The 19,568-nt window shown below is 44.9% G+C and carries 16 protein-coding genes and 1 rRNA gene; 4 read left to right on the top strand and 13 right to left on the bottom strand.

Annotated features, from left to right (window positions below; all coding sequences use genetic code 11):
- Window positions 1-67: 67 nt before the first annotated feature.
- The 4 genes from H9629_RS07565 to ilvD (H9629_RS07550) all read right to left on the bottom strand — a co-directional run bounded on the left by H9629_RS07565 (window position 68) and on the right by ilvD (H9629_RS07550) (window position 5,629).
- A complete protein-coding gene (locus H9629_RS07565) occupies window positions 68-355 on the bottom strand; it encodes a chorismate mutase (RefSeq protein ID WP_064096862.1) in 288 nt (95 codons plus the stop codon).
- Window positions 336-1,658, bottom strand: coding sequence for a hypothetical protein (locus H9629_RS07560; RefSeq protein WP_064101654.1), 1,323 nt, complete (start codon window positions 1,656-1,658; stop codon window positions 336-338). The genes H9629_RS07565 and H9629_RS07560 overlap by 20 nt, the downstream gene beginning before the upstream one ends.
- A gap of 150 nt (window positions 1,659-1,808) precedes the next feature.
- Complete coding sequence (ilvD, locus tag H9629_RS07555; RefSeq protein ID WP_191730827.1) at window positions 1,809-3,494, bottom strand: dihydroxy-acid dehydratase; 1,686 nt, start codon at window positions 3,492-3,494, stop codon at window positions 1,809-1,811.
- Between the two features lie 305 nt (window positions 3,495-3,799).
- On the bottom strand, window positions 3,800-5,629 hold the full coding sequence (ilvD, locus tag H9629_RS07550; RefSeq protein WP_191730826.1) for a dihydroxy-acid dehydratase: 1,830 nt from the start codon (window positions 5,627-5,629) through the stop codon (window positions 3,800-3,802).
- Between the two features lie 408 nt (window positions 5,630-6,037).
- Here ilvD (H9629_RS07550) and fmt point away from each other — a divergent pair, with 408 nt between their 5' ends.
- Both fmt and rsmB read left to right on the top strand, forming a co-directional pair.
- Window positions 6,038-7,000 (top strand): methionyl-tRNA formyltransferase, encoded by a 963-nt coding sequence (gene fmt, locus H9629_RS07545; protein WP_191730825.1) that lies wholly within the window; start codon window positions 6,038-6,040, stop codon window positions 6,998-7,000.
- On the top strand, window positions 6,997-8,304 hold the full coding sequence (gene rsmB / locus H9629_RS07540) for a 16S rRNA (cytosine(967)-C(5))-methyltransferase RsmB (RefSeq protein WP_191730824.1): 1,308 nt from the start codon (window positions 6,997-6,999) through the stop codon (window positions 8,302-8,304). The genes fmt and rsmB overlap by 4 nt, the downstream gene beginning before the upstream one ends.
- 69 nt (window positions 8,305-8,373) lie before the next feature.
- Here the strand turns inward: rsmB and zupT are convergent, their stop codons facing one another.
- The 4 genes from zupT to H9629_RS07520 form a co-directional block, all read right to left on the bottom strand.
- Window positions 8,374-9,183 (bottom strand): zinc transporter ZupT, encoded by an 810-nt coding sequence (gene zupT, locus H9629_RS07535; RefSeq protein ID WP_064096856.1) that lies wholly within the window; start codon window positions 9,181-9,183, stop codon window positions 8,374-8,376.
- A gap of 88 nt (window positions 9,184-9,271) precedes the next feature.
- Window positions 9,272-9,382, bottom strand: coding sequence for a methionine/alanine import family NSS transporter small subunit (locus H9629_RS07530; protein ID WP_081406379.1), 111 nt, complete (start codon window positions 9,380-9,382; stop codon window positions 9,272-9,274).
- 10 nt (window positions 9,383-9,392) lie between these two features.
- A complete protein-coding gene (locus H9629_RS07525) occupies window positions 9,393-10,868 on the bottom strand; it encodes a sodium-dependent transporter (RefSeq protein ID WP_064096855.1) in 1,476 nt (491 codons plus the stop codon).
- 591 nt (window positions 10,869-11,459) lie between these two features.
- Window positions 11,460-12,908: an aldehyde dehydrogenase family protein gene (locus H9629_RS07520; RefSeq protein WP_191730823.1), complete on the bottom strand. Its 1,449-nt coding sequence runs from the start codon at window positions 12,906-12,908 to the stop codon at window positions 11,460-11,462.
- 134 nt (window positions 12,909-13,042) lie between these two features.
- Between H9629_RS07520 and H9629_RS07515 the strand changes: the two genes are divergently transcribed.
- Complete coding sequence (locus H9629_RS07515; RefSeq protein ID WP_064101649.1) at window positions 13,043-13,732, top strand: TIGR04219 family outer membrane beta-barrel protein; 690 nt, start codon at window positions 13,043-13,045, stop codon at window positions 13,730-13,732.
- 383 nt (window positions 13,733-14,115) lie between these two features.
- Window positions 14,116-14,667, top strand: a complete 552-nt coding sequence (locus tag H9629_RS07510; protein ID WP_064096852.1) for a type 1 glutamine amidotransferase domain-containing protein — start codon at window positions 14,116-14,118, stop codon at window positions 14,665-14,667.
- Window positions 14,668-14,715: 48 nt separating this feature from the next.
- Here H9629_RS07510 and H9629_RS07505 read toward each other — a convergent pair whose 3' ends face one another.
- From H9629_RS07505 to rrf, 5 genes are all read right to left on the bottom strand, one after another.
- On the bottom strand, window positions 14,716-15,039 hold the full coding sequence (locus H9629_RS07505; RefSeq protein ID WP_064096851.1) for an ankyrin repeat domain-containing protein: 324 nt from the start codon (window positions 15,037-15,039) through the stop codon (window positions 14,716-14,718).
- Window positions 15,040-15,528: 489 nt separating this feature from the next.
- The gene (locus tag H9629_RS07500) at window positions 15,529-15,729 is read right to left on the bottom strand and encodes a hypothetical protein (RefSeq protein ID WP_064096850.1); all 201 of its coding nucleotides are present in this window, start codon (window positions 15,727-15,729) and stop codon (window positions 15,529-15,531) included.
- Between the two features lie 94 nt (window positions 15,730-15,823).
- Complete coding sequence (locus tag H9629_RS07495; protein ID WP_064096849.1) at window positions 15,824-17,173, bottom strand: aromatic acid/H+ symport family MFS transporter; 1,350 nt, start codon at window positions 17,171-17,173, stop codon at window positions 15,824-15,826.
- Window positions 17,174-17,526: 353 nt separating this feature from the next.
- On the bottom strand, window positions 17,527-18,891 hold the full coding sequence (locus tag H9629_RS07490) for an MFS transporter (RefSeq protein WP_064096848.1): 1,365 nt from the start codon (window positions 18,889-18,891) through the stop codon (window positions 17,527-17,529).
- Window positions 18,892-19,220: 329 nt separating this feature from the next.
- Window positions 19,221-19,335: ribosomal RNA gene (rrf, locus tag H9629_RS07485) — 5S ribosomal RNA — on the bottom strand.
- Window positions 19,336-19,568 lie beyond the last annotated feature (233 nt).

The following is a 19,568-nucleotide window of genomic DNA, read 5'->3' as shown; positions in this document are numbered from 1 at the left end:
TTGAGGCACGAGTTTGATATGCCAGAAACCATCATATTCATCAGCAGAAAATGAATCTGAACATCACTTAAGGACGAAACTCTTTCAGTTCACGTTGAATAAAGTAATGGAACATTTCACGGTACAGATGTTCTATAAATTCCTGATCAACGCCCTGCTTTTGCGCCAGAGCTCTCACATTTTCTACAATCTGCTCCATACGTTCGGGTGACTGCAAATCAGTCTCGGTTTTCTTGAAACGGGTAGTTTGATCAACATAAAATTGACGCGCAGCGATCAGCTCAACTAAAGCTGTATCAATGGCATCGATCTGGTGACGTGCATGTTGTAATGATTCAGCTTTGATCTTTTCCATGTTTTTTCAGTTCACTTTCAGTTTGATTATTACTCTTATACTTTTCTTCTAACACATTACTGAAAATACTTTCAATCATCCAGACCCGATATAAGCTATTAAATGTATAACTTTGATCATCTATGCGTAATTCCAGCACTGGAAAGTTTGGTTGCGACTTCATTTCACACAGCATGTCGTTATCCTGCAACTTGGCCAGAATGTCGTCCTGGGTCAGCTCCACAATATTTAACTGCTGTTGCAAACGCCTGAAATGTGGCGCATAAGACAGGTCTGCCCCTTGGGTCCACACGGCTTGCAAAATCTCATACATAGCCTCGATCCGCTGTTCTTCAGGACAGCTATAAAATAACTGGGCCATAGGTACGATTGCCTGCTCGGTCGGCCGGCAGAACGGGGTGAATTTAACATCAGTCCGTTTGGATAAACGAGTAGCCAGACTCCAGTCAAACTTGTCCCGGCCACGATAGGACAAGGGATAGACATTCAGCTGGATATTATAAAAATCCGCCAGCTCTTCCTTGATGTAGGCAAGCAATAGCCAGGAAATCGGATCTTCCAGCGCGATATACAAGTCCAGTTCCGGATCCATCGACTGGATCTCGTTCAGTTCTTCGGCATCACTGATCAGATGCTCACGCCATTCAATGTGATCGATCATAAAAATCGGATTACCGGTCAGCAGTTTTTGCTGCTCCAGACGCCGGGTGAGACGCAACAGGTCATCGACTGCCTGATACTGGCGTCCGCCTAAATTAAAATAGCTGGCCAGTATGGGCGTCTGGTCAAAAATACGTTCGGGAAAATCCTGTGGCTGATGATGGCGACTGGCCATGACATACAGGGTGCGCAACTTTCCGGTCTGCTTCTGCCAGAGCATATGGAATACATCTTCCAGCAAGTACAGAAAATCCTGTCCCCGCAGCGGTGTATAGCGCAAAATCAGTTCGGCCTGTTTTAAGGCCTCAGCACTCGGTAATTCCGGTGTGTCGTGAAAACTGAAGCGATGCTGTTTCGACAAGATCTTGGCATCATTAATCGTGTAGTGCTGCCATTCATCAAAAGACATCTGGTTCGGCGGTTCGGCATGCTCACTAGAAATGATCACTTTTAGCGGTTTTAATGCCGGACTTAAAATTTCTTCGAGCTGGGGCAACTGCTGTACCGCCAGATAACTGTAGACATCGTCCAGTCTTAAATGGATACTCAGCCCATCTTCAATAGATAACACCGTTTGACGGGTCGGTTTTTGGTAAAACCAACTCGATCGGATTGGATCAAACCAACGGCGTAACAGGGACATGAGATCGGCCTCGACAAGAGTGACTGTGCACAGCGCCATACAGTAGCAGCTACACAGAATAATCTATTTTTAAAATTGCAGAACCAAAGCTCTGCATGGTGTAAAAACTTATATCAAGTCATAAGCAAATGTTCAATGTTTAACAATAGATTAGAGATCAATATTCAGGTCAGTGACTGCTCCCGTTTCTGCACCTGAGGTCAGTTTGGCAAATTTGGCCAGCGCACCATGAGTATAGTTTGGCTGAGGTTTGGTCCAGATCGCTTGACGTGCTGCAATCTCCTGTTCATCCACATGCCAGGTCATTTCCCGGGTTTCGGCATTAATCGAAATTTCATCGCCATTTTGCACCAGCCCAATCGGGCCACCTTCATAGGCTTCTGGCGTCACATGACCAATCACAAAACCGTGACTGCCGCCAGAGAAACGTCCGTCGGTAATTAATGCCACTGAATCGCCCAGACCTTTACCAATAATCGCAGAAGTCGGTTTCAGCATTTCTGGCATACCTGGCCCGCCTTTAGGGCCGACGCCACGAATCACCACTACTTCACCCGGCTGGACTTCGCCATCCAGAATGCCACGCATCGCACCCTGCTCACCTTCAAAGACGCGTGCCGGTCCTTTGAAGTGCAAGCCTTCCTTCCCGGTAATTTTCGCCACGGCGCCTTTTGGTGACAGGTTACCTTTGAGAATCACCAGATGTGAGTCTTTTTTTACCGGCTTGTCAAAAGGTAAAATGATCTGCTGACCTTCCGGATAATCTTTTACATCGGCCAAGTTTTCTGCCAGCGTCTTACCTGTGACCGTTAAACAGGACCCATCCAGCATGCCGGCATCCAGCATGCGCTTCATCAGTGGTTGAATCCCGCCTATAGCGATCAGTTCTGACATTAAATATTTACCTGATGGACGTACATCGGCCACCACCGGAATATCTTTGCCAATCCGCACGAAATCATCCAGGCTCAGTTCCACCCCTGCGGTATGCGCCATGGCCAAAAGATGTAGTACCCCGTTGGTCGAACCACCCAGTGCAATCAAGACCTTGATTGAATTTTCGAAAGCAGCCTTGGTCATGATGTCACGTGGCTTGATATCCAGGCGCAACAGATTCATGACTGCTTCACCGGCACGGGCACAGTCGATTTGCTTGTCTTCCGAAACTGCTTCCTGCGCGGAGGAACCCGGCAGGCTCATGCCAAGTGCTTCAATTGCAGAGGCCATCGAGTTGGCCGTATACATGCCGCCACAGGAGCCCGGACCCGGCAAGGATACTTCTTCAATATGCTTGACCTGAATCGCGTTAATTTCACCTTTGGCATACTGACCTACCGCTTCAAATACCGAAATCATGTCAGTATGACCTTCACCTGGTTTGATGGTACCGCCATAAATAAACAGACCGGGGCGGTTTAGACGAGCCAGTCCCATAATGCAGCCCGGCATGTTTTTATCACAGCCGCCAATCGCAATAACCCCATCATAGGCCTGACAGCCAACCACAGTTTCAATCGAATCGGCAATAATTTCACGCGATACCAATGAATATTTCATCCCTTCCGTACCGTTGGAAATCCCGTCAGAAATGGTAATGGTATTGAAGATAATACCCTTGCCGCCCGCAGCACTCACGCCCTGCTCGACAGTTCTGGCCAAACCATCAATATGCATATTACATGGTGTGACATTGGCCCAGGTTGAGGCAATCCCAATGAATGGCCGATCAAAATCAGCATCTTTAAAACCGGTAGCACGCATCATGGATCGCGCCGGTGCATTTTCAATGCCTTCATAAACGGGGGCTGAATGCTCGCGGATATTATCTTTACTCATTATTTTCTTCCTGGGCGATGACCAATTTTAAGCGTCGGTCTTGGACAATTTATTTTAAGGTCATTGTATAGAAAGCATTCAGTATGTAAAAGAAATTCGCCTACAGAAAAACATTTTGATGAATCCTTAAAAATTTGAATCACATGACCAAGCGACATGGATGTCGCTGTTCCGCTACCATACGGGCAAACGTGCGACTTCCTGTCGCACTCCACTGGGCAAAATTTGGCAAGTCTAAACATAGTTTCTTGTATAAAAAAAGCACCCCGTCTGGAGTGCTTTCTTGCGCTATAAAAATTTACAGCTTAGATTTCACGTACCGCACCTTTTGCCGCACTGGTGGTATGCATGGCATATGCTTTCAGGGCTTTCGAAATTTTGCGTGGGCGCTCCTCTACCGGGTGCCAGCCCTTAGCGTCCTGCGCTACACGGCGCTCTGCCATGAGAGCGTCATCAACAGCCAGGTGAATAGTACGGTTTGGAATATCGATTTCAATACGGTCACCATCTTCAACCAGACCAATCGCACCGCCTTCAGCTGCTTCTGGCGATACATGTCCAATCGACAGACCTGACGAGCCGCCAGAGAAACGGCCATCAGTTAACAGTGCGCATTCCTTACCTAAACCTTTCGATTTCAGGTAGCTGGTTGGATATAGCATTTCCTGCATGCCCGGCCCACCGCGTGGACCTTCATAGCGAATCACCACCACATCACCTGCAGTAATCTTGCCACCCAGAATCGCGTCTACCGCAGCATCCTGACTTTCAAAAACACGTGCAGTACCGTTGAATTTCAGGATCGAATCATCTACACCCGCAGTTTTTACAATACAGCCATCGAGCGCGATGTTACCGTAGAGTACAGCCAGACCACCGTCCTGAGAGAAGGCATGTTCTGCATTACGGATCACCCCATTTTCACGGTCACCATCTAGACGTGAATAATAACGGTCTTGTGAGAATGCAGTTTGTGTTGGGACACCGCCTGGAGCTGATTTGAAGAATTGATACACTTCTTCATCATCAGTACGAATGATGTCCCATTTATCCAAGGCATCTTTCAACGTTGCTTCATGAACGGTGGGTACAGACGTATCCAGCAGACCTGCACGGTCCAGCTCACCCAGAATTGACATGATCCCGCCAGCACGGTGTACGTCTTCCATATGCACGTCATTCTTCGCAGGTGCCACTTTACACAATACAGGCACTTTACGAGATAGACGATCGATATCATCCATAGTGAAGTCCACACCAGCTTCATTCGCTGCAGCCAGCAGATGCAATACAGTATTGGTTGAACCACCCATGGCAATATCCAGGGTCATGGCATTTTCATAGGATGCTTTGGTGGCAATTGAACGTGGCAGTAAGCTGTAATCGTCCTGTTCATAATGACGTTTGGTAATTTCAACAATCAGTTGACCCGCACGTTCGAACAGTTTTTTACGGTTGGCATGCGTCGCCAGAGTTGAACCGTTACCTGGAAGTGACAGACCCAATGCTTCAGTCAGGCAGTTCATGGAATTGGCAGTAAACATGCCTGAACATGAACCGCAAGTTGGGCATGCAGAACGTTCATACTCTGCGACTTCTTCATCGGTATAGCTGTCGTCTGCAGCTACAATCATCGCATCAATCAGGTCAATCGCTTTATCATTACCACGGATTTTGACTTTACCCGCTTCCATCGGACCGCCAGAGACAAATACCACTGGAATGTTCAGGCGCATCGCGGCCATCAACATTCCCGGGGTGATCTTGTCACAGTTCGAAATACACACCATGGCATCGGCACAATGTGCATTGACCATGTACTCAACCGAGTCTGCAATCAGATCCCGTGAAGGCAGTGAATACAGCATGCCGTCATGCCCCATTGCGATTCCATCATCTACCGCAATGGTATTGAATTCTTTTGCTACACCGCCTGATGCTTCAATTTGACGTGCCACCAGCTGACCCAGGTCTTTGAGATGTACATGACCCGGTACAAACTGGGTAAAGGAGTTCACTACCGCAATAATCGGTTTACCGAAATCTTCATCCTTCATACCGGTGGCACGCCATAAACCGCGTGCGCCAGCCATATTTCTTCCGTGTGTCGATGTTTTTGAACGATAGTCAGGCATTTTATACTTCCAACAAAGTTTGAGCTTGCAATGAATCGGACAGATCCACTCTGGCTAAATCATACTGACAAGGAGCTTAAATCAGTTGAATTTTAAACCTATCATACTACAAGCCCTTGTTTTACCAGATGGCCTTTTGGATGTAGATGCAGGCAAAAATGTCTATAGAGAGGTTTTGGCGATCTGACGATAAAAATTTCTGGATGAAATCTACTATAACGCCATCACCCTTGCGACAATACAAAACTTTCATGAATAATTTTTACAATTTGCATGAGTTTTTTTTATATAAAAATTCCACTGAAATTCAAGCACTCACAGGCCCTATCCGATAAGTTTTGGTAAGGATTAGGCTGAAATTTGGCTTTTGGCTTATAATACGCTTTAAGTTTATTTGGAATTTCATGTGTGAAGATCATATTTGCAGGCACACCAGAATTTGCAGCGACTGCATTGGCTGCGCTGCTCAAAACCAATCATGAAATTGTGGCGGTTTATACCCAACCTGACCGCAAGGCTGGACGTGGACAAAAACTTACGGCCTCTGCAGTGAAGCAGTTGGCGCTTGAACACCATATTCCGGTCTATCAGCCTTTACATTTCAAGTCATCGACTGAAGAAGGTCTGGCGGCACAAGCGGAACTCAAAGCTTTAAATGCAGATGTGATGGTGGTGGCGGCTTATGGCCTGATCCTGCCACAAGTGGTTCTGGATACGCCAAAATATGGTTGCCTGAATATACACGGTTCGCTGTTGCCACGCTGGCGCGGTGCAGCCCCGATTCAGCGCGCGATTGCTACCGGCGATACCGAAACGGGTGTGACCATTATGAAAATGGCGGCCGGTCTGGATACCGGGGATATGATGTATAAAACACGATGTCCGATTACTGCCGAGGATACTTCTGCCAGCCTGCATGACAAACTGGCGCTGCAAGGTGCTGAGGCGATTGTGGCGGTGCTTGAATCGGAACAGACCTTACAGCACTATCTTGAGACTCGCGAAGTCCAGGATGAAAGCCTGACGGTTTACGCGCATAAACTGTCAAAAGCCGAAGCACAAATTGACTGGACTCAGCCTGCAGCAGCCATTGATCGTAATATTCGTGCCTTTAATCCCTGGCCGGTGGCATTTACCCCACTGGATGACGGCAACAATTTACGCATCTGGAATTCATCACTTTCCACGCAAAATGCAAGCAATGCCCTGCCTGGTGAAGTGATTGCCCTGGATAAAGACGGCGTACATGTGATGTGTGGCGATCAAAATGCCATTTGCATCACCAATCTGCAATGGCCAGGCGGCAAAGCCCTGAATGCTGTTCAAATTAATCAAACTCAAAAACTATCGGTAGGATATAAATTCGCATGAGCCAAATTCAATCATCAGCTAAAAACTTGAATTTGCGCGCGCAAGTTGTAAAAACGCTATTGGCTGTACAAAATGGTCAATCACTTGCTTCTGTACTTAATCAACATATCAACATCGTGTCTGAGCGTGACCGTGGTCTTTATCACGAGTTAACTCTAGGCTGTTTACGTCAGTGGCATGGCCTTAAAGCCATCACCCTGCCGCTGTTAACCAAACCTCTCGATAACCAGGCTCTAGAGAGCTGCTTATATTTGGGTTTGTACCAGATTCTATGTACCCGTATTCCGGCACATGCTGCGATTTCAGAAACCGTAACTGCTGCCAAACAACTGGGCTTTGAACCTTTAAGCGGTCTGGTCAATGCGGTACTGCGTCGTGTTTCACGTGAAACAGAAGAATTTGACCTGGCTTTAAATCAGGCGCATGGCCTGCCAAGCTGGCTCTACAAGCGTTTAAAGAAAGACTGGCCGGAACAGCTTGCCGAGCTGTCACATGACTTGAAACAGATTGCACCGCTCACTTTGCGTGTCAATGTCAATCAGGTCAGCCGTGATGAATATCTGGAAATTCTGGAAGAAGAAGGCTATGAGGCACGTGCCTGCACTCTTTCTGAAGTTGGCATCGTTCTGGAACAGAATGTGCATATTCCGAACCTGCCAGGCTATGAAGCCGGCGGTTTCTCGGTTCAGGATGAACATGCCCAGCTTTGCGCAACCTTGCTTCCTGACCTTGCAGGCAAAGTCGTGGTCGATGCCTGTGCCGCTCCGGGTGGTAAAACCGCGCATATATTGGAAAAATATAGCCCGAAAAAACTGTATGCCATTGATCAGGACGCCAAACGTTTAGTCCGTGTGGCAGAAAATCTGGAACGTCTATTGTTAACTGAATATGCCGACGTTGAAATTATTGCGGCTGATGCGATCACCTGGACAGCTCCGGAGCCTGTCGACTGTATCGTTCTCGATGCACCGTGTTCTGCAATTGGTGTGATCCGTCGTCATCCGGATATCCGTTTACTGCGTCAGTCTACCGATATTCCGAAAACGGTTGAGCTGCAAAAGCAGATTCTGGAAAATATGTGGCAGCAACTGAAAGTCGGTGGTACTTTGCTGTACATCACCTGTTCAATTCTGAAAGCCGAAAACGAACAGCAGATGGTCGAGTTTTTTAATACCCATGCCGATGCCAAAGAAATCAAGATCGAAGCCGATTGGGGTATCGAACAGATTCATGGTCGTCAGTTGTTGCCGAAAGCAGATCAAGGCGACGGCTTCTTCTATTGCCGTATAGAAAAAACGGCATAAGTCATGTGTTTAAAATGAAAGGCAGCCTAAGCTGCCTTTTTTATGGCGCGTGATTCAGGAATATGAGGCTTATTGAATAAATTTAAAAATTACCAGACTAGTAGCCAGAGCAGCCATGCCGCTCACCAAGCCATAGACTGTTTCATGCCCTTCAGAATAGCGTTTTGCCGTCGGCAATAATTCATCTAGCGCCAGATAGACCATCACACCGCCAATCACGCCAAAGATCAGGCCATAGACCGTTTCATTCATATAAGGCGCCAGAATAAAATACCCCAAGGCTGCACCCAGAGGCTCGGCCATTCCCGAAACCAAACTGGCCCAGAGGGCATAATCTTTACGGCCGGTGGCCATATAGACCGGCAAGGCAATCGCCACGCCTTCTGGTATGTTATGAATCGCAATCGCGACCGCCAGAGGTGCACCCAGAGCAGGACTTTCCAGGGTGGCAAAAAATGTTGCCAGTCCTTCCGGCAAGTTATGGGCACTAATCGCAAACAGGGTCAGCATGCCAGTACGCAGTAACTGTTGTGAACTGACTCCCTTGGCAGACTGGGTTTCAATAGTGTCATGCGGATTCGGGACAAAGCGGTCCAGCAATAACACCAGCACCACGCCCAGTAAAAAAGCAAAAGTGCCAAAGGCGAAACCGGTTTTTTCACCAAAATCCACAGTGAAGGACGCAATCGACTTATTCAGAATTTCGGTTAAAGAAACATAGACCATGGCACCGGCAGCAAAGGCCAGACCAAAAGCAAGCAGGCGGAAATTGGGTTTTTTTAAGAACAGTACCAGTCCACCCCCCACTACGGTAGCCAGACCGGCCAAAAAAGTCACGGCAAAAGCTGTATAGACTTGTCCATCTGAAACGGAAATCATGTCAAAGCATCAGCCATTAAAAAAGTCATTATCATCAAAGATGATAATGACTTCCGTTGCTTGTAAATGTAGGTTTATGTCAAGATTTTTAGTCTTCTGGTTCTTCCGGATTTTTTGCCAGATGAATAACCGCCAGTACCAGCCCTCCCCATAATAGAACGATGGAGAAAATCATCATGATCAGTGCAGATGTATTCATATTTATTCTCCTAACTACGACGGTCTTTGACTAGACTTAACAGAATGGCACCCAGGATAAAGAATGCCATGACGCCTCCGCCAACCAGCCACAAGGTACTGGCAGGATAATCACCATAACCTTCGGTCATAATCGATTTCAGAGTCAGGCCGAGTGCCAGTAATAACGACAAAGGGGTGACGAAGGTCAGCATGAAATTCCAGCTGCGTCCCAGCTTCACGCTGGCAAACTGGTTAACATGGTCTTCCAGCTGTTTCATCAATGGACGGCGGAACCACGACAACAGAATAATCGATACCAGTCCACCACCGACAATACCAATATTATTGGCAAAATAATCAATGATATCGACAAAGGTAACGGCACTATGCGTCGAGAACATCAGGGTAGAAATGACCGCCGAACCACCCGCAATGATTGTGACTGACTTGTTCTTCGACCAGCCCAGTTTGTCCTGAAACGCAGCAATCGGAACTTGCAGGATACTCACCATCGAGGTAATACCGGCAACCGTCAATGACGCGAAGAACAGGAAGCCAAACAGGTCACCACCTGTCCCTAAACTGGAAATAATTTTCGGGAATGCAATAAAGGCCAGACCAATACCGCCAGACACTACATCTTCAACTTTAGCACCTGAACTGAACGCCATAAAACCAAGCGCTGCAAATACCCCAATACCCGCCAGAATTTCAAAAGACGAATTGGCCAGTGCCACCACGATTCCCGAACCGGTCAGGTTGGTTTTGCGTTTCAAATAAGAGGCATAGGTCAACATAATCCCGAAACCCACCGACAGTGAGAAGAAGATATGACCAAAAGCGGCCAGCCAGACTTTATAGTTAGTCATGGCCTCCCAGTTCGGGGTAAAGAAAGCATTTAAGCCATCAACTGCACCCGGTAAGCGCACTGCCTGAATCACCAGAATGGAAAATAAAACCACCAGCAATGGCATAAAGATTTTATTGGCCAGCTCTACTCCACGGCGTACCCCGCCGTAAAGAATCAACATAACCGCAGCCCAGACCACCACCAGACCAAAGAACAGTGTAGGCACAAAACCTAAGGTCAGGCCTTCACCATTTTGCAGGTAGGAGTTGAAGAAAAAGGCCTGGGTATCTGTACCCCATTGCTGTCCAAAGGAATAGAACATATAACTGCCGGCCCAGGACAATACGCTGGCATAGTAAATCCCGATCACTAGCGTCACCATGACCTGCCACCACCCCAAGGATTCAGCATTCATGAGTTTCTTGTAAGCCATAGGCGGCGCTTTGCGGAACTTGTGTCCGACTGCATAATCTAAAAATAGTAAAGGTAAACCTGCTGCGAAAATCGCAATCAGATAAGGGATCAGGAATGCCCCGCCACCATTTTCATAGGCCACATAAGGGAAACGCCAGATATTCCCCAAGCCAACGGCGGAACCAATCGCTGCAATAATGAATCCTGAGCGGGCGGACCAATTCTCACGAGTTTCTGTCATAGAACACCTAAACTTTTAACTCCTTCAGATGCTGCTTGTTATGGTTATAGCGCAAGCAAAAAAAGAAGCATTTCAATAATTTTGGGTGTTTGAATTAGAGGGCACCTTGTGGGTGTCGAATTCTAATATACAAACAGGTTAGCAGGTCTTACAGCTTGCTTAAAGTCTGATCGAAAAACTGACCTTGTAGATGATTTAACAATACTGACTTTTGTAAATTTTTTCTGTAAATTCTGCTCAAAATATTCGTTATTTATAATCTGTTTGAATTAATTGCTCAATAATTCTACGGAAAAGACTTTATTTTTAAGGTTATATATTGACAAACTTTTTGGAATATATTTTTTATTAAGTTTTACTACAGACTTATGGTTCTTAAAGCTTTTCCTGTCATCAGGATAAATCGCTGTTTAATATCCTGGGTCTAAGCGCTACAAATCTCTACGGATGAAGCCTTTTCTGGTAGAAGTATACGGAGCAGAGTCTTTCCCCTGCCCGGGCCTGAAATTTAAGATTATGCAATAGACCCAGATCCCATCACCCGAGTGAAAAACCACCCGGCTTGCGATCTGGGCAAAGAACATGCTGAACTTAAGCTTTAATGACCAGCATGCGCTCTTCCTGCATGTCGCGAATGGCGGACTGAATCCCTTCACGGCCCAGACCCGAATCTTTTACCCCGCCATAGGGCATGTTATCCACCCGGAAAGACGGTATATCATTGATGATGACACCACCGACATGCAGATGATCCCAGGCATATAGCATCTTGTTCAGATTCTGGGTATAGACCCCGGCCTGCAGGCCAAAACGGCTGCAGTTGATACAGGCAATACCGGATTCAAAATCGGTATAAGGTTCAATCATGGCCACTGGACCAAAGACTTCATCCCGATAGATTTCCAGATTCTGATCCACATTCTCCAGCAAGGTCGGTGCGAACAGTACCTCGTCCAGTTTGCCACCAGCCAGAATTTTTGCATCTTTTTTCACGGCTTTATCTAGCCATGCTTCTAACCGTTTGGCTTCGGCTTTCTTGATCATCGGCCCCACCAAAGTCGTGCTCAGATTCGGATCATCTGCTTTAAGCGTTTTCAGCTTGGCTACCATTTTCTGTTTCACGTCATCATAGATATCCTGATGTACCAGAATCCGCTGCACACTGATACATACCTGTCCGGCATGACCATAAGCACCACCGATCAGGCGGCTAATCAGTGCATCATTAATCTCTGTATCTGGCTCGATCATCACTGCAGCATTGCCGCCCAGCTCCAGGGTAACTTTTTTACGGCCGGCACGGGCTTTCATGTCCCAGCCCACTGCATCAGAGCCGGTAAAGCTGAGTAATTTAAAGCGGTCATCGGTGACCAGCACATCGGCCAGTTCTCGTGGACAGGGTAAAACTGAAAATGCCCCATGAGGCAACTCAGTTTCTGCCAGAATCTCGGCAATTTTAAGCGCAGAAATTGGAGTCAAACTTGCCGGTTTCAGTACAAAAGGACATCCGGCTGCAATCGCAGGTGCAATTTTATGCGCAGTAAGGTTCAAGGGAAAATTAAAGGGACTAATCAGAGACACCGCACCAATCGGCACCTGTTTGACCATTCCCTGATACCCTGAAGCTGCCGCAGTGACGGCCAAAGGCAGGATGCGTCCCTGATCCATCTGGGTCACGGCATCTGCTGCGATCTGAAAGGTATTGATCAGGCGTTCTACTTCAGCTTCTGCAGCTTTACGTGGTTTACCTCCCTCTGCAATCAGGATTTCAGTCAGTTCTTCATGAATTTCGCGGAAACGTCGCACACAGTGCAGCAGAATTTTCTGTTTCTGGAACGGCTCTAATGCGGCCATCTCGGTTTCAGCATCTGTCGCAGACTGAATTGCCTGTTCCAGCGTGCTGGCATCTGCCAGGGCGACACGTGCATACAGCTTCTGGCTATATTTATGTTTAACCTCCAGCCATTCCCCTGTCTGAACAGCCTGACCGGCGACATATAATGCATAATCTTTATGCTGTTTTGCTTCTACAGATACCATCTTCTCGTCCTTCAACATCCAAGGATATACATTTTTGAAATTCTCTATATCATGCACTTGCTCAGACATATAAAGAAGATGTTTTTAAGTAACAGACCGGCCCGATTTGAAGCAAGCTATAAGGAAATAGAGCCATGCGCGCAAACATACTCACCTCACTATTATTAGGTTTTGGACTCAGCACATTCAGTCATGCAGATGTGATTGGCGTAAAAGCTGATCTTAGTTACTGGAATTTTGATGGCTATAGTCAAGACAACAATTTCAAGCATGAACTGGATCGGCAAGGTACCGCACAGCTATCTGTTGCTGTGGAGCATCCGCTACCACTTTTACCCAATGCGAAAATCAGATATGTCAATCTTGACAGTAACAGCGAACAAAGCTCGCCTGCCAATGCCGCAGATATCGAGCTGAATAACATTGACTATATTCTGTATTACGAACTACTCGATACCGTAGTACATGCCGATATTGGTGCTGGTCTTAACAATCTGGACGGTACGGTGAGAAACCTGAATGCAGGTGCTCTAAACCAGTATGATCTGGATGAATACAGTCCGCTACTCTATGCAACAGTTGGCGTAAAACTGCCATTTACCGGTATGAGTGCCAAAGCCGAAGCCATTTACACGCATGGCAGCGATAGCAAAAAAACCGATGTACAGGCCGAACTGCAATATGACTTTATTGATAATCTGTTGGTCGATGTCGGTGCCAAAGTCGGTTATCGCATGATGCAGGTGGATTTTGAACAGGATCAACGACCAGATTTACGGCTGGAATTTAAAGGTCCTTATATCGGTCTGGATGTACACTTTTAATGACATGCCACTGCTTCAGTCTACACAGCTCAATTTCTCTGCGCTGTTGTAAGCCAAAGCGTACATTGATAAGCGTAATCTGCTGCTAGTAGCCTGTCGGGATGTATATTATCTTATAAACATAGAGAGCAGGATGCTCCAAGAAGACCTAAAAACAAGAATAACATCGCAACACCAGGACGTGAGGTACGACAGGAGTTATACCTAAATCACGAGATACGGAAAAGCCCCGACAGGATGTCGGGGCTTTTTTTCTGCATATTCCTTTTCATATACATTGCTTTATTTATCATTGCTTAACAGTTCCGAGTTAAAACTCCAACATTGTAAAAATCTGCTTGTTGTTAAGCTAAAAATCCTCACATTTTTTGGGAACAGCAATCATGGTAAAAAAGGTCCTCTTTATTACATCCAATCAAGGCGTTGAACATGATGAACTGACTGAGCCTTTAAATTTTTTAAAGTCCAAAGGTTTTGAAGTGATTCATGCCGCAGAAAAAAATGAAGATGTAGCCACTGTCAAAGGTGATACCAAAGCTGCTACCCAATATACGCCGGATACCAGTTTCGACCATGTCGATCTGAATGATTATGATTTGTTGGTGATTCCAGGCGGTACAGTCAACGCGGATACTCTAAGAATCAATCAGGATGCGCAGAAAATCATTCAGCATTTTGCCGACAATCACAAACCGATTGCCGCGATCTGTCATGGGCCATGGGCCTTAATTGATGCAGATCGAATTAAAGATAAGAATCTGACTTCATATAAGAGTATCAAGCTGGATCTGGAAAATGCTGGTGCGAAATGGGTCGATGAAGAAGTTCATCGTTGCAATACCGGCGACTGGGTACTGATTACTTCACGTAATCCGGATGATATTCCGGCCTTTAATGAAGCCATTTTAAAAGAACTTGAAGATGAAGCTGCTTAAGCTCCTACCAATAAAAAAGAACCTCAGCATTGAGGTTCTTTTTTATATTCAGACACCACCAGCCAGACTTTTCAGATAAGCCACAACTTCTTTGTTGCCTGCCATTTCGGCCAGTTCTAAAGCAGTATTTGGACTACGATGGGCAATATCTGCGCCTTTGCTAACCAAGAGTTTGACCACTTCCAGATGATCATTTTCAGCAGCCGCCTGTAAGGCGCTATAGCCTTCTTCATCGGCGGAGTTGACGTCCAGACCTTCCTGTAGTGCCTGTTCGACCTGTTCAACGTCGCCTAAAGAAGCCCAGTACACCAGTTCAGGAAGATGTAATTCGTCATCATCTTCAGGGATTGGGGAGAATGAGTCGAATTGCATAGAATCTACCTCAAGATTTATTTTAAGTCTGAGGGTATAAAAGCATATCCATTATAACTAATCCAATCCAAATGTAAGAGATTTGCTAAAGACCTAATAGACTCATACTCATCTGTAGGTCTTATCAAAAAATCAGAAATTGCATATTTACTTTTGTTATTCTGATATTCGTGTATATACCACACTGCGTGGATATTTTTTCTTTCAAAATCTCCCTCAGGATTTTTTTTATGTAGTAAACGACTTATTTCTTGATATATAAAATTTTGGTCATGGAAGTCATTTCTTTCATTTAGTACAACTAAGATTCCAATGCACAAAGGATTTTTTAAAGCATTTTTTGTTTCAGCTATCTGTTTATCTGCCTTGGAACAAATAGCCTTTAAATTACGCGCAGCATAATTAAATAATTGATTTCTTATAAAATCTGGATTTTTATGTTTTTGGATTAACTCCTCAATATGTACAGTTCCATAAAATTTAGGAAAATCAGGATCTATCTACTTGTTTATTTATATAATCATTAATATTGGGGCTCCTATCTGTTTCTAAAAACTTTACTTCTAGAATCCATGAGCGATCAAAAGTGAAATAATCAGCTTTTTGTCCTTTAAATTGAATATCATAGGCATCATCAATAGATTCGTATTCCAGATCAGCAAATTTTTTAAATCTTTCGTTTAAGTTCATTTATTTATCACTTTTTTAATATTTTTAAAATTTATCATTTAATGATAATAATAAAAAAGCCCCCTTTCGGAGGCTTCTTATTTAATACTTAGCTTTAAGCTTTAGACACTGCTGGTTCAATTGAACCAATCTTTTCAGACTCATCGTCATGCATGATCAATGCAACCGCAATTGCAGTAATCAATACCGGTAAACCAACTGCCATAAAGTTAAAGTAAGCAGGCAGGTTCATCCCCAGTAAGCCACCAATCAGGATCGGCCCTACAATCGCACCCATACGACCAATCGCAGAAGACCAGCCAATACCTGTCGAACGTACCGCAAGTGGGTAGAACTGCGCAACATAGCTATATAGCAACATTTGTGAACCAATTGACGCTGCACCGGCCAAGAACACCAGGATGTAAAGTAAGAATTGGTTAGATGCAAAGCCCATTGAGCTCATCACAATCGCACCCATCATACCGAGGAACATCAGTACCGGTTTCAGGTGGAAACGATCCGCAAGAATACCGCCACCGACAATACCCACAACCGCACCCACATTCATGACCATCATGAACATCAGACTGTTGTCCATCGAGTAACCTGCTGCCATCATCAACTTCGGTAACCAGCTGCTCAGCGCATACATGGTTAACAGACAGGTGAAGAACGCGACCCAGAACAGTAAGGTATTCACCGCACGACCACGACGGAACAAGCTCACCACGTTAGCGGCTTCAGGCACATTTTCCTGCGGCAAAGTAAAAGTCGTGTTCTCGGTGACTTTCAGGTTTGGTTCCAGGCGACGTACGATGCGACGCGCTTCCGTCTGCTTGTTCTGTTTCACAATGAAGGCAAGTGATTCAGGCAGGAATTTCCAGATCACTGGCAATAAAAACAGTGGAATACCCGCGATAAAGAACATGATTTGCCAACCAAAACTTGGCGTGAACCATGAACCCAATAACGCAGCCATTACGCCACCGACTGCATAACCGCTAAACATGGTGGTCACCAGCGTACTACGCATTTTTTGTGGGGCATATTCAGACGTCAATGCCACCAGGTTTGGCATGACACCACCAATACCTAAGCCGGCAAGAAAACGTAAAATACCGAATTCGGTTGGGTTTGAAGCAAAGCCACCGGCAAAAGTTAAACCACTAAATAATACAATACAGATCATGATCACTTTCTTACGACCAATCTTGTCCGCTAGGGAACCAAAGATCATCGCACCAAACATCATGCCAGCCAGTGCAGTACTTGCAAGCATTCCTGCCTGCACTGCACTTAAGCCCCAGTCTTGCATCAATAATGGTAAAACTACACCATTAATTGCTAAATCGTAGCCATCAAATAGGATAATGAGTAAACACCAAGCAACTACATTGAAGTGGAAAGGCGTGAATTTCGCATTATCGACTACAGAATTTATATCTACTGTTTCCGTTGTCATCGTTCTCATCTCCCATGAGTACTTGTCCGTAAAATCCTTTTGAATATACGAGTGAATATTCAAGTTTTAGCAATATACGCAAGTGGAATTTGAGGCACAATAAGACTAATTGATATTCTGCTATGCATATTTCAATATCATTTTTTTGCGTGATATATCACGTTTTCATTAAGATAAACTACTGAATATTCGAATCATTGTAATTTTAATTAAACTGAACTTATAACAGGTGTTTGAATTATTTATTTTTTGATTTATTCAATTCTTTATGAACTGTATGCAAAAGCCCCTTTTATCGAAGGGGCTTTTGTCATCCAATAGAAGTTTAAGTCATTGTGATTGGCAAAAAGTGACTAGGTTTTAACCGAATTCAGTTTCTGTTTGGAGAGTAAGGTTTCCGCATTTCTTTCCGCGTTCAGATCTTTGCGTACAATCAGAGCGACTGAAATTGCCCCAATAATGGCTGGAATAGCAACTGCCAGGAAGTTCATCTTGTGTGGCAACTCCATACCCAACAGGAATCCAATAATAATCGGCCCCACAATGGCGCCTACCCGACCGACTGCTGAAGCACAGCCAATACCTGTAGAACGGATTGACAGTGGATAGTACTGGGCTACAAAGCTGTAGAGCAGAATACTACTTCCGATCGCTGAAGCACCGGCAGCGGCAACCAGTAGATAGATCACGGCTTGTGGAGAGTTAAAGCCTAATCCGACCAGTGAAACTGCACCTAGCAGGAACATACCAATAATGACCGGTTTCAGATGGAAACGGTCAGCCAGAATACCGCCACCAATAGTTCCAATCACTGCGCCAATATTCATGGCCATCAGGAACATCAGACTGTTACCCAGAGAATAACCCGCTGCCATCATCAGTTTTGGTAACCAGCTACCCAATGCATAAACCATCAGCAGACACATAAAGAAGCAGCACCAGAATAATAAAGTACTCATACTCCTCCCCTGTCTGAACAGGGCAGCAATTGAAGCATCAGGTGCGTGTACTTCATTCAGTACAAACTGGGTACGAGCAGTAGCATTTTGCTCAGGACTGATCTGCTGAACAATTTTACTGGCCTTGTCATTTTGCTGTTTTTTCACCAGAAAAGTTAAAGATTCTGGTAAAAAGAACCATAAAACCGGAATAATTAATAATGGAATTCCGGCAATGTAGAACATGATTTCCCAGCCAAAACTTGGGGTTAACCAGGCGCCGAGCAAGGCCGCCATAATACCACCCACCGCATAACCGCTAAACATGGTGGTGACTAGAGTACTACGCATTTTTTGTGGCGCATATTCAGAAGTGAGCGCAACCAGATTGGGTAATACACCGCCAATACCTAAACCCGCAATGAAACGCAGGATGCCGAATTCAGTTGGATTAGAGGCAAAACCACCCCAGAACGTAAATCCGCTGAACAAGGTTACACAAATCAGAATGACATTTTTTCGTCCAATTTTATCTGCCAGCATACCGAAAAACATGGCACCAAACATCATGCCTGCCAGAGCAGTACTGGCCAGCATTCCGGCTTGAACTGCCGTCATATTCCATTCTTGCATCAGTAGCGGTAAAGCAACACCGTTAATTGCCAAATCATAACCGTCAAAAATCACGACAAATACGCACCAGAGTACGATCTTTAAATGAAAAGGTTTAAACTTTGCCTCATCCACTACAGCATTCACATTTACCGTTGTTGCTGTCATTTTTCCTCACCTCCAATTGTGAGCTTTTTTATTCTATGAAAAAATGAATGGTCATTCACTTTTGTATACAAAATGGATGATTATTTTTACTTTGTCTACTGCAAAACATACCAAGTTAAGTAATTTTAAAAAATTTGGACTAAAGTTTTAGCAGGAAGGGTTTTAAATAAAGCGCCAGTAAAATAAAGCTAGCTTAAATTAATTATACTTTTCACGTTATTTTTATTTTTATTAATCACATTTAATAAGAGTTTCTACTTATCTTCCAATAAATTTCCCACCATAAAAAAACACCCCTGGCCTTTAGACCGGGGGTGTTTTGAATAATGAGCTGGCGATGACTTACTCTCACATGGGTAATCCCACACTACCATCAGCGCTAAGAGGTTTCACTTCTGAGTTCGGGAAGGGATCAGGTGGTTCACTCTTGCTATGGTCGCCAGCACAACTGTTTATGACTTTGCGTTTGGTCTTATTTAGATGCCAAGGCTTGGTCAAATGAGTTATTAACAGAGATACTTGAGTTAAATTAGGTTGTCCATTTTATCTAGCTTTTCAACTAAATCAAGTTTGATCGTTTGATTTCGAATCAATTGAGCGTTATACAACAACTGTTTGGGTGTTGTATAGTCAAGCCTCACGAGCAATTAGTATTGGTCAGCTTCATGCATCACTGC

It is taken from the genome of Acinetobacter pecorum (genome assembly GCF_014837015.1).
GTDB classification, from domain to species: domain Bacteria; phylum Pseudomonadota; class Gammaproteobacteria; order Pseudomonadales; family Moraxellaceae; genus Acinetobacter; species Acinetobacter pecorum.
The sequence above is the reverse complement of the archived record's forward strand: the minus strand, read 5'-3'. Positions and strand labels throughout refer to the sequence as shown.

What these genes read in the sequence shown, in the direction of transcription:
- H9629_RS07565 (WP_064096862.1), bottom strand. Translation starts at nt 355, where the DNA reads ATGGAAAAGATCAAAGCTGAATCATTACAACATGCACGTCACCAGATC.
- H9629_RS07560 (WP_064101654.1), bottom strand. Translation starts at nt 1,658, where the DNA reads ATGTCCCTGTTACGCCGTTGGTTTGATCCAATCCGATCGAGTTGGTTT.
- ilvD (WP_191730827.1), bottom strand. Translation starts at nt 3,494, where the DNA reads ATGAGTAAAGATAATATCCGCGAGCATTCAGCCCCCGTTTATGAAGGC.
- ilvD (WP_191730826.1), bottom strand. Translation starts at nt 5,629, where the DNA reads ATGCCTGACTATCGTTCAAAAACATCGACACACGGAAGAAATATGGCT.
- rsmB (WP_191730824.1), top strand. Translation starts at nt 6,997, where the DNA reads ATGAGCCAAATTCAATCATCAGCTAAAAACTTGAATTTGCGCGCGCAA.
- zupT (WP_064096856.1), bottom strand. Translation starts at nt 9,183, where the DNA reads ATGATTTCCGTTTCAGATGGACAAGTCTATACAGCTTTTGCCGTGACT.
- H9629_RS07530 (WP_081406379.1), bottom strand. Translation starts at nt 9,382, where the DNA reads ATGAATACATCTGCACTGATCATGATGATTTTCTCCATCGTTCTATTA.
- H9629_RS07525 (WP_064096855.1), bottom strand. Translation starts at nt 10,868, where the DNA reads ATGACAGAAACTCGTGAGAATTGGTCCGCCCGCTCAGGATTCATTATT.
- H9629_RS07520 (WP_191730823.1), bottom strand. Translation starts at nt 12,908, where the DNA reads ATGGTATCTGTAGAAGCAAAACAGCATAAAGATTATGCATTATATGTC.
- H9629_RS07515 (WP_064101649.1), top strand. Translation starts at nt 13,043, where the DNA reads ATGCGCGCAAACATACTCACCTCACTATTATTAGGTTTTGGACTCAGC.
- H9629_RS07510 (WP_064096852.1), top strand. Translation starts at nt 14,116, where the DNA reads ATGGTAAAAAAGGTCCTCTTTATTACATCCAATCAAGGCGTTGAACAT.
- H9629_RS07505 (WP_064096851.1), bottom strand. Translation starts at nt 15,039, where the DNA reads ATGCAATTCGACTCATTCTCCCCAATCCCTGAAGATGATGACGAATTA.
- H9629_RS07500 (WP_064096850.1), bottom strand. Translation starts at nt 15,729, where the DNA reads ATGAACTTAAACGAAAGATTTAAAAAATTTGCTGATCTGGAATACGAA.
- H9629_RS07495 (WP_064096849.1), bottom strand. Translation starts at nt 17,173, where the DNA reads ATGACAACGGAAACAGTAGATATAAATTCTGTAGTCGATAATGCGAAA.
- H9629_RS07490 (WP_064096848.1), bottom strand. Translation starts at nt 18,891, where the DNA reads ATGACAGCAACAACGGTAAATGTGAATGCTGTAGTGGATGAGGCAAAG.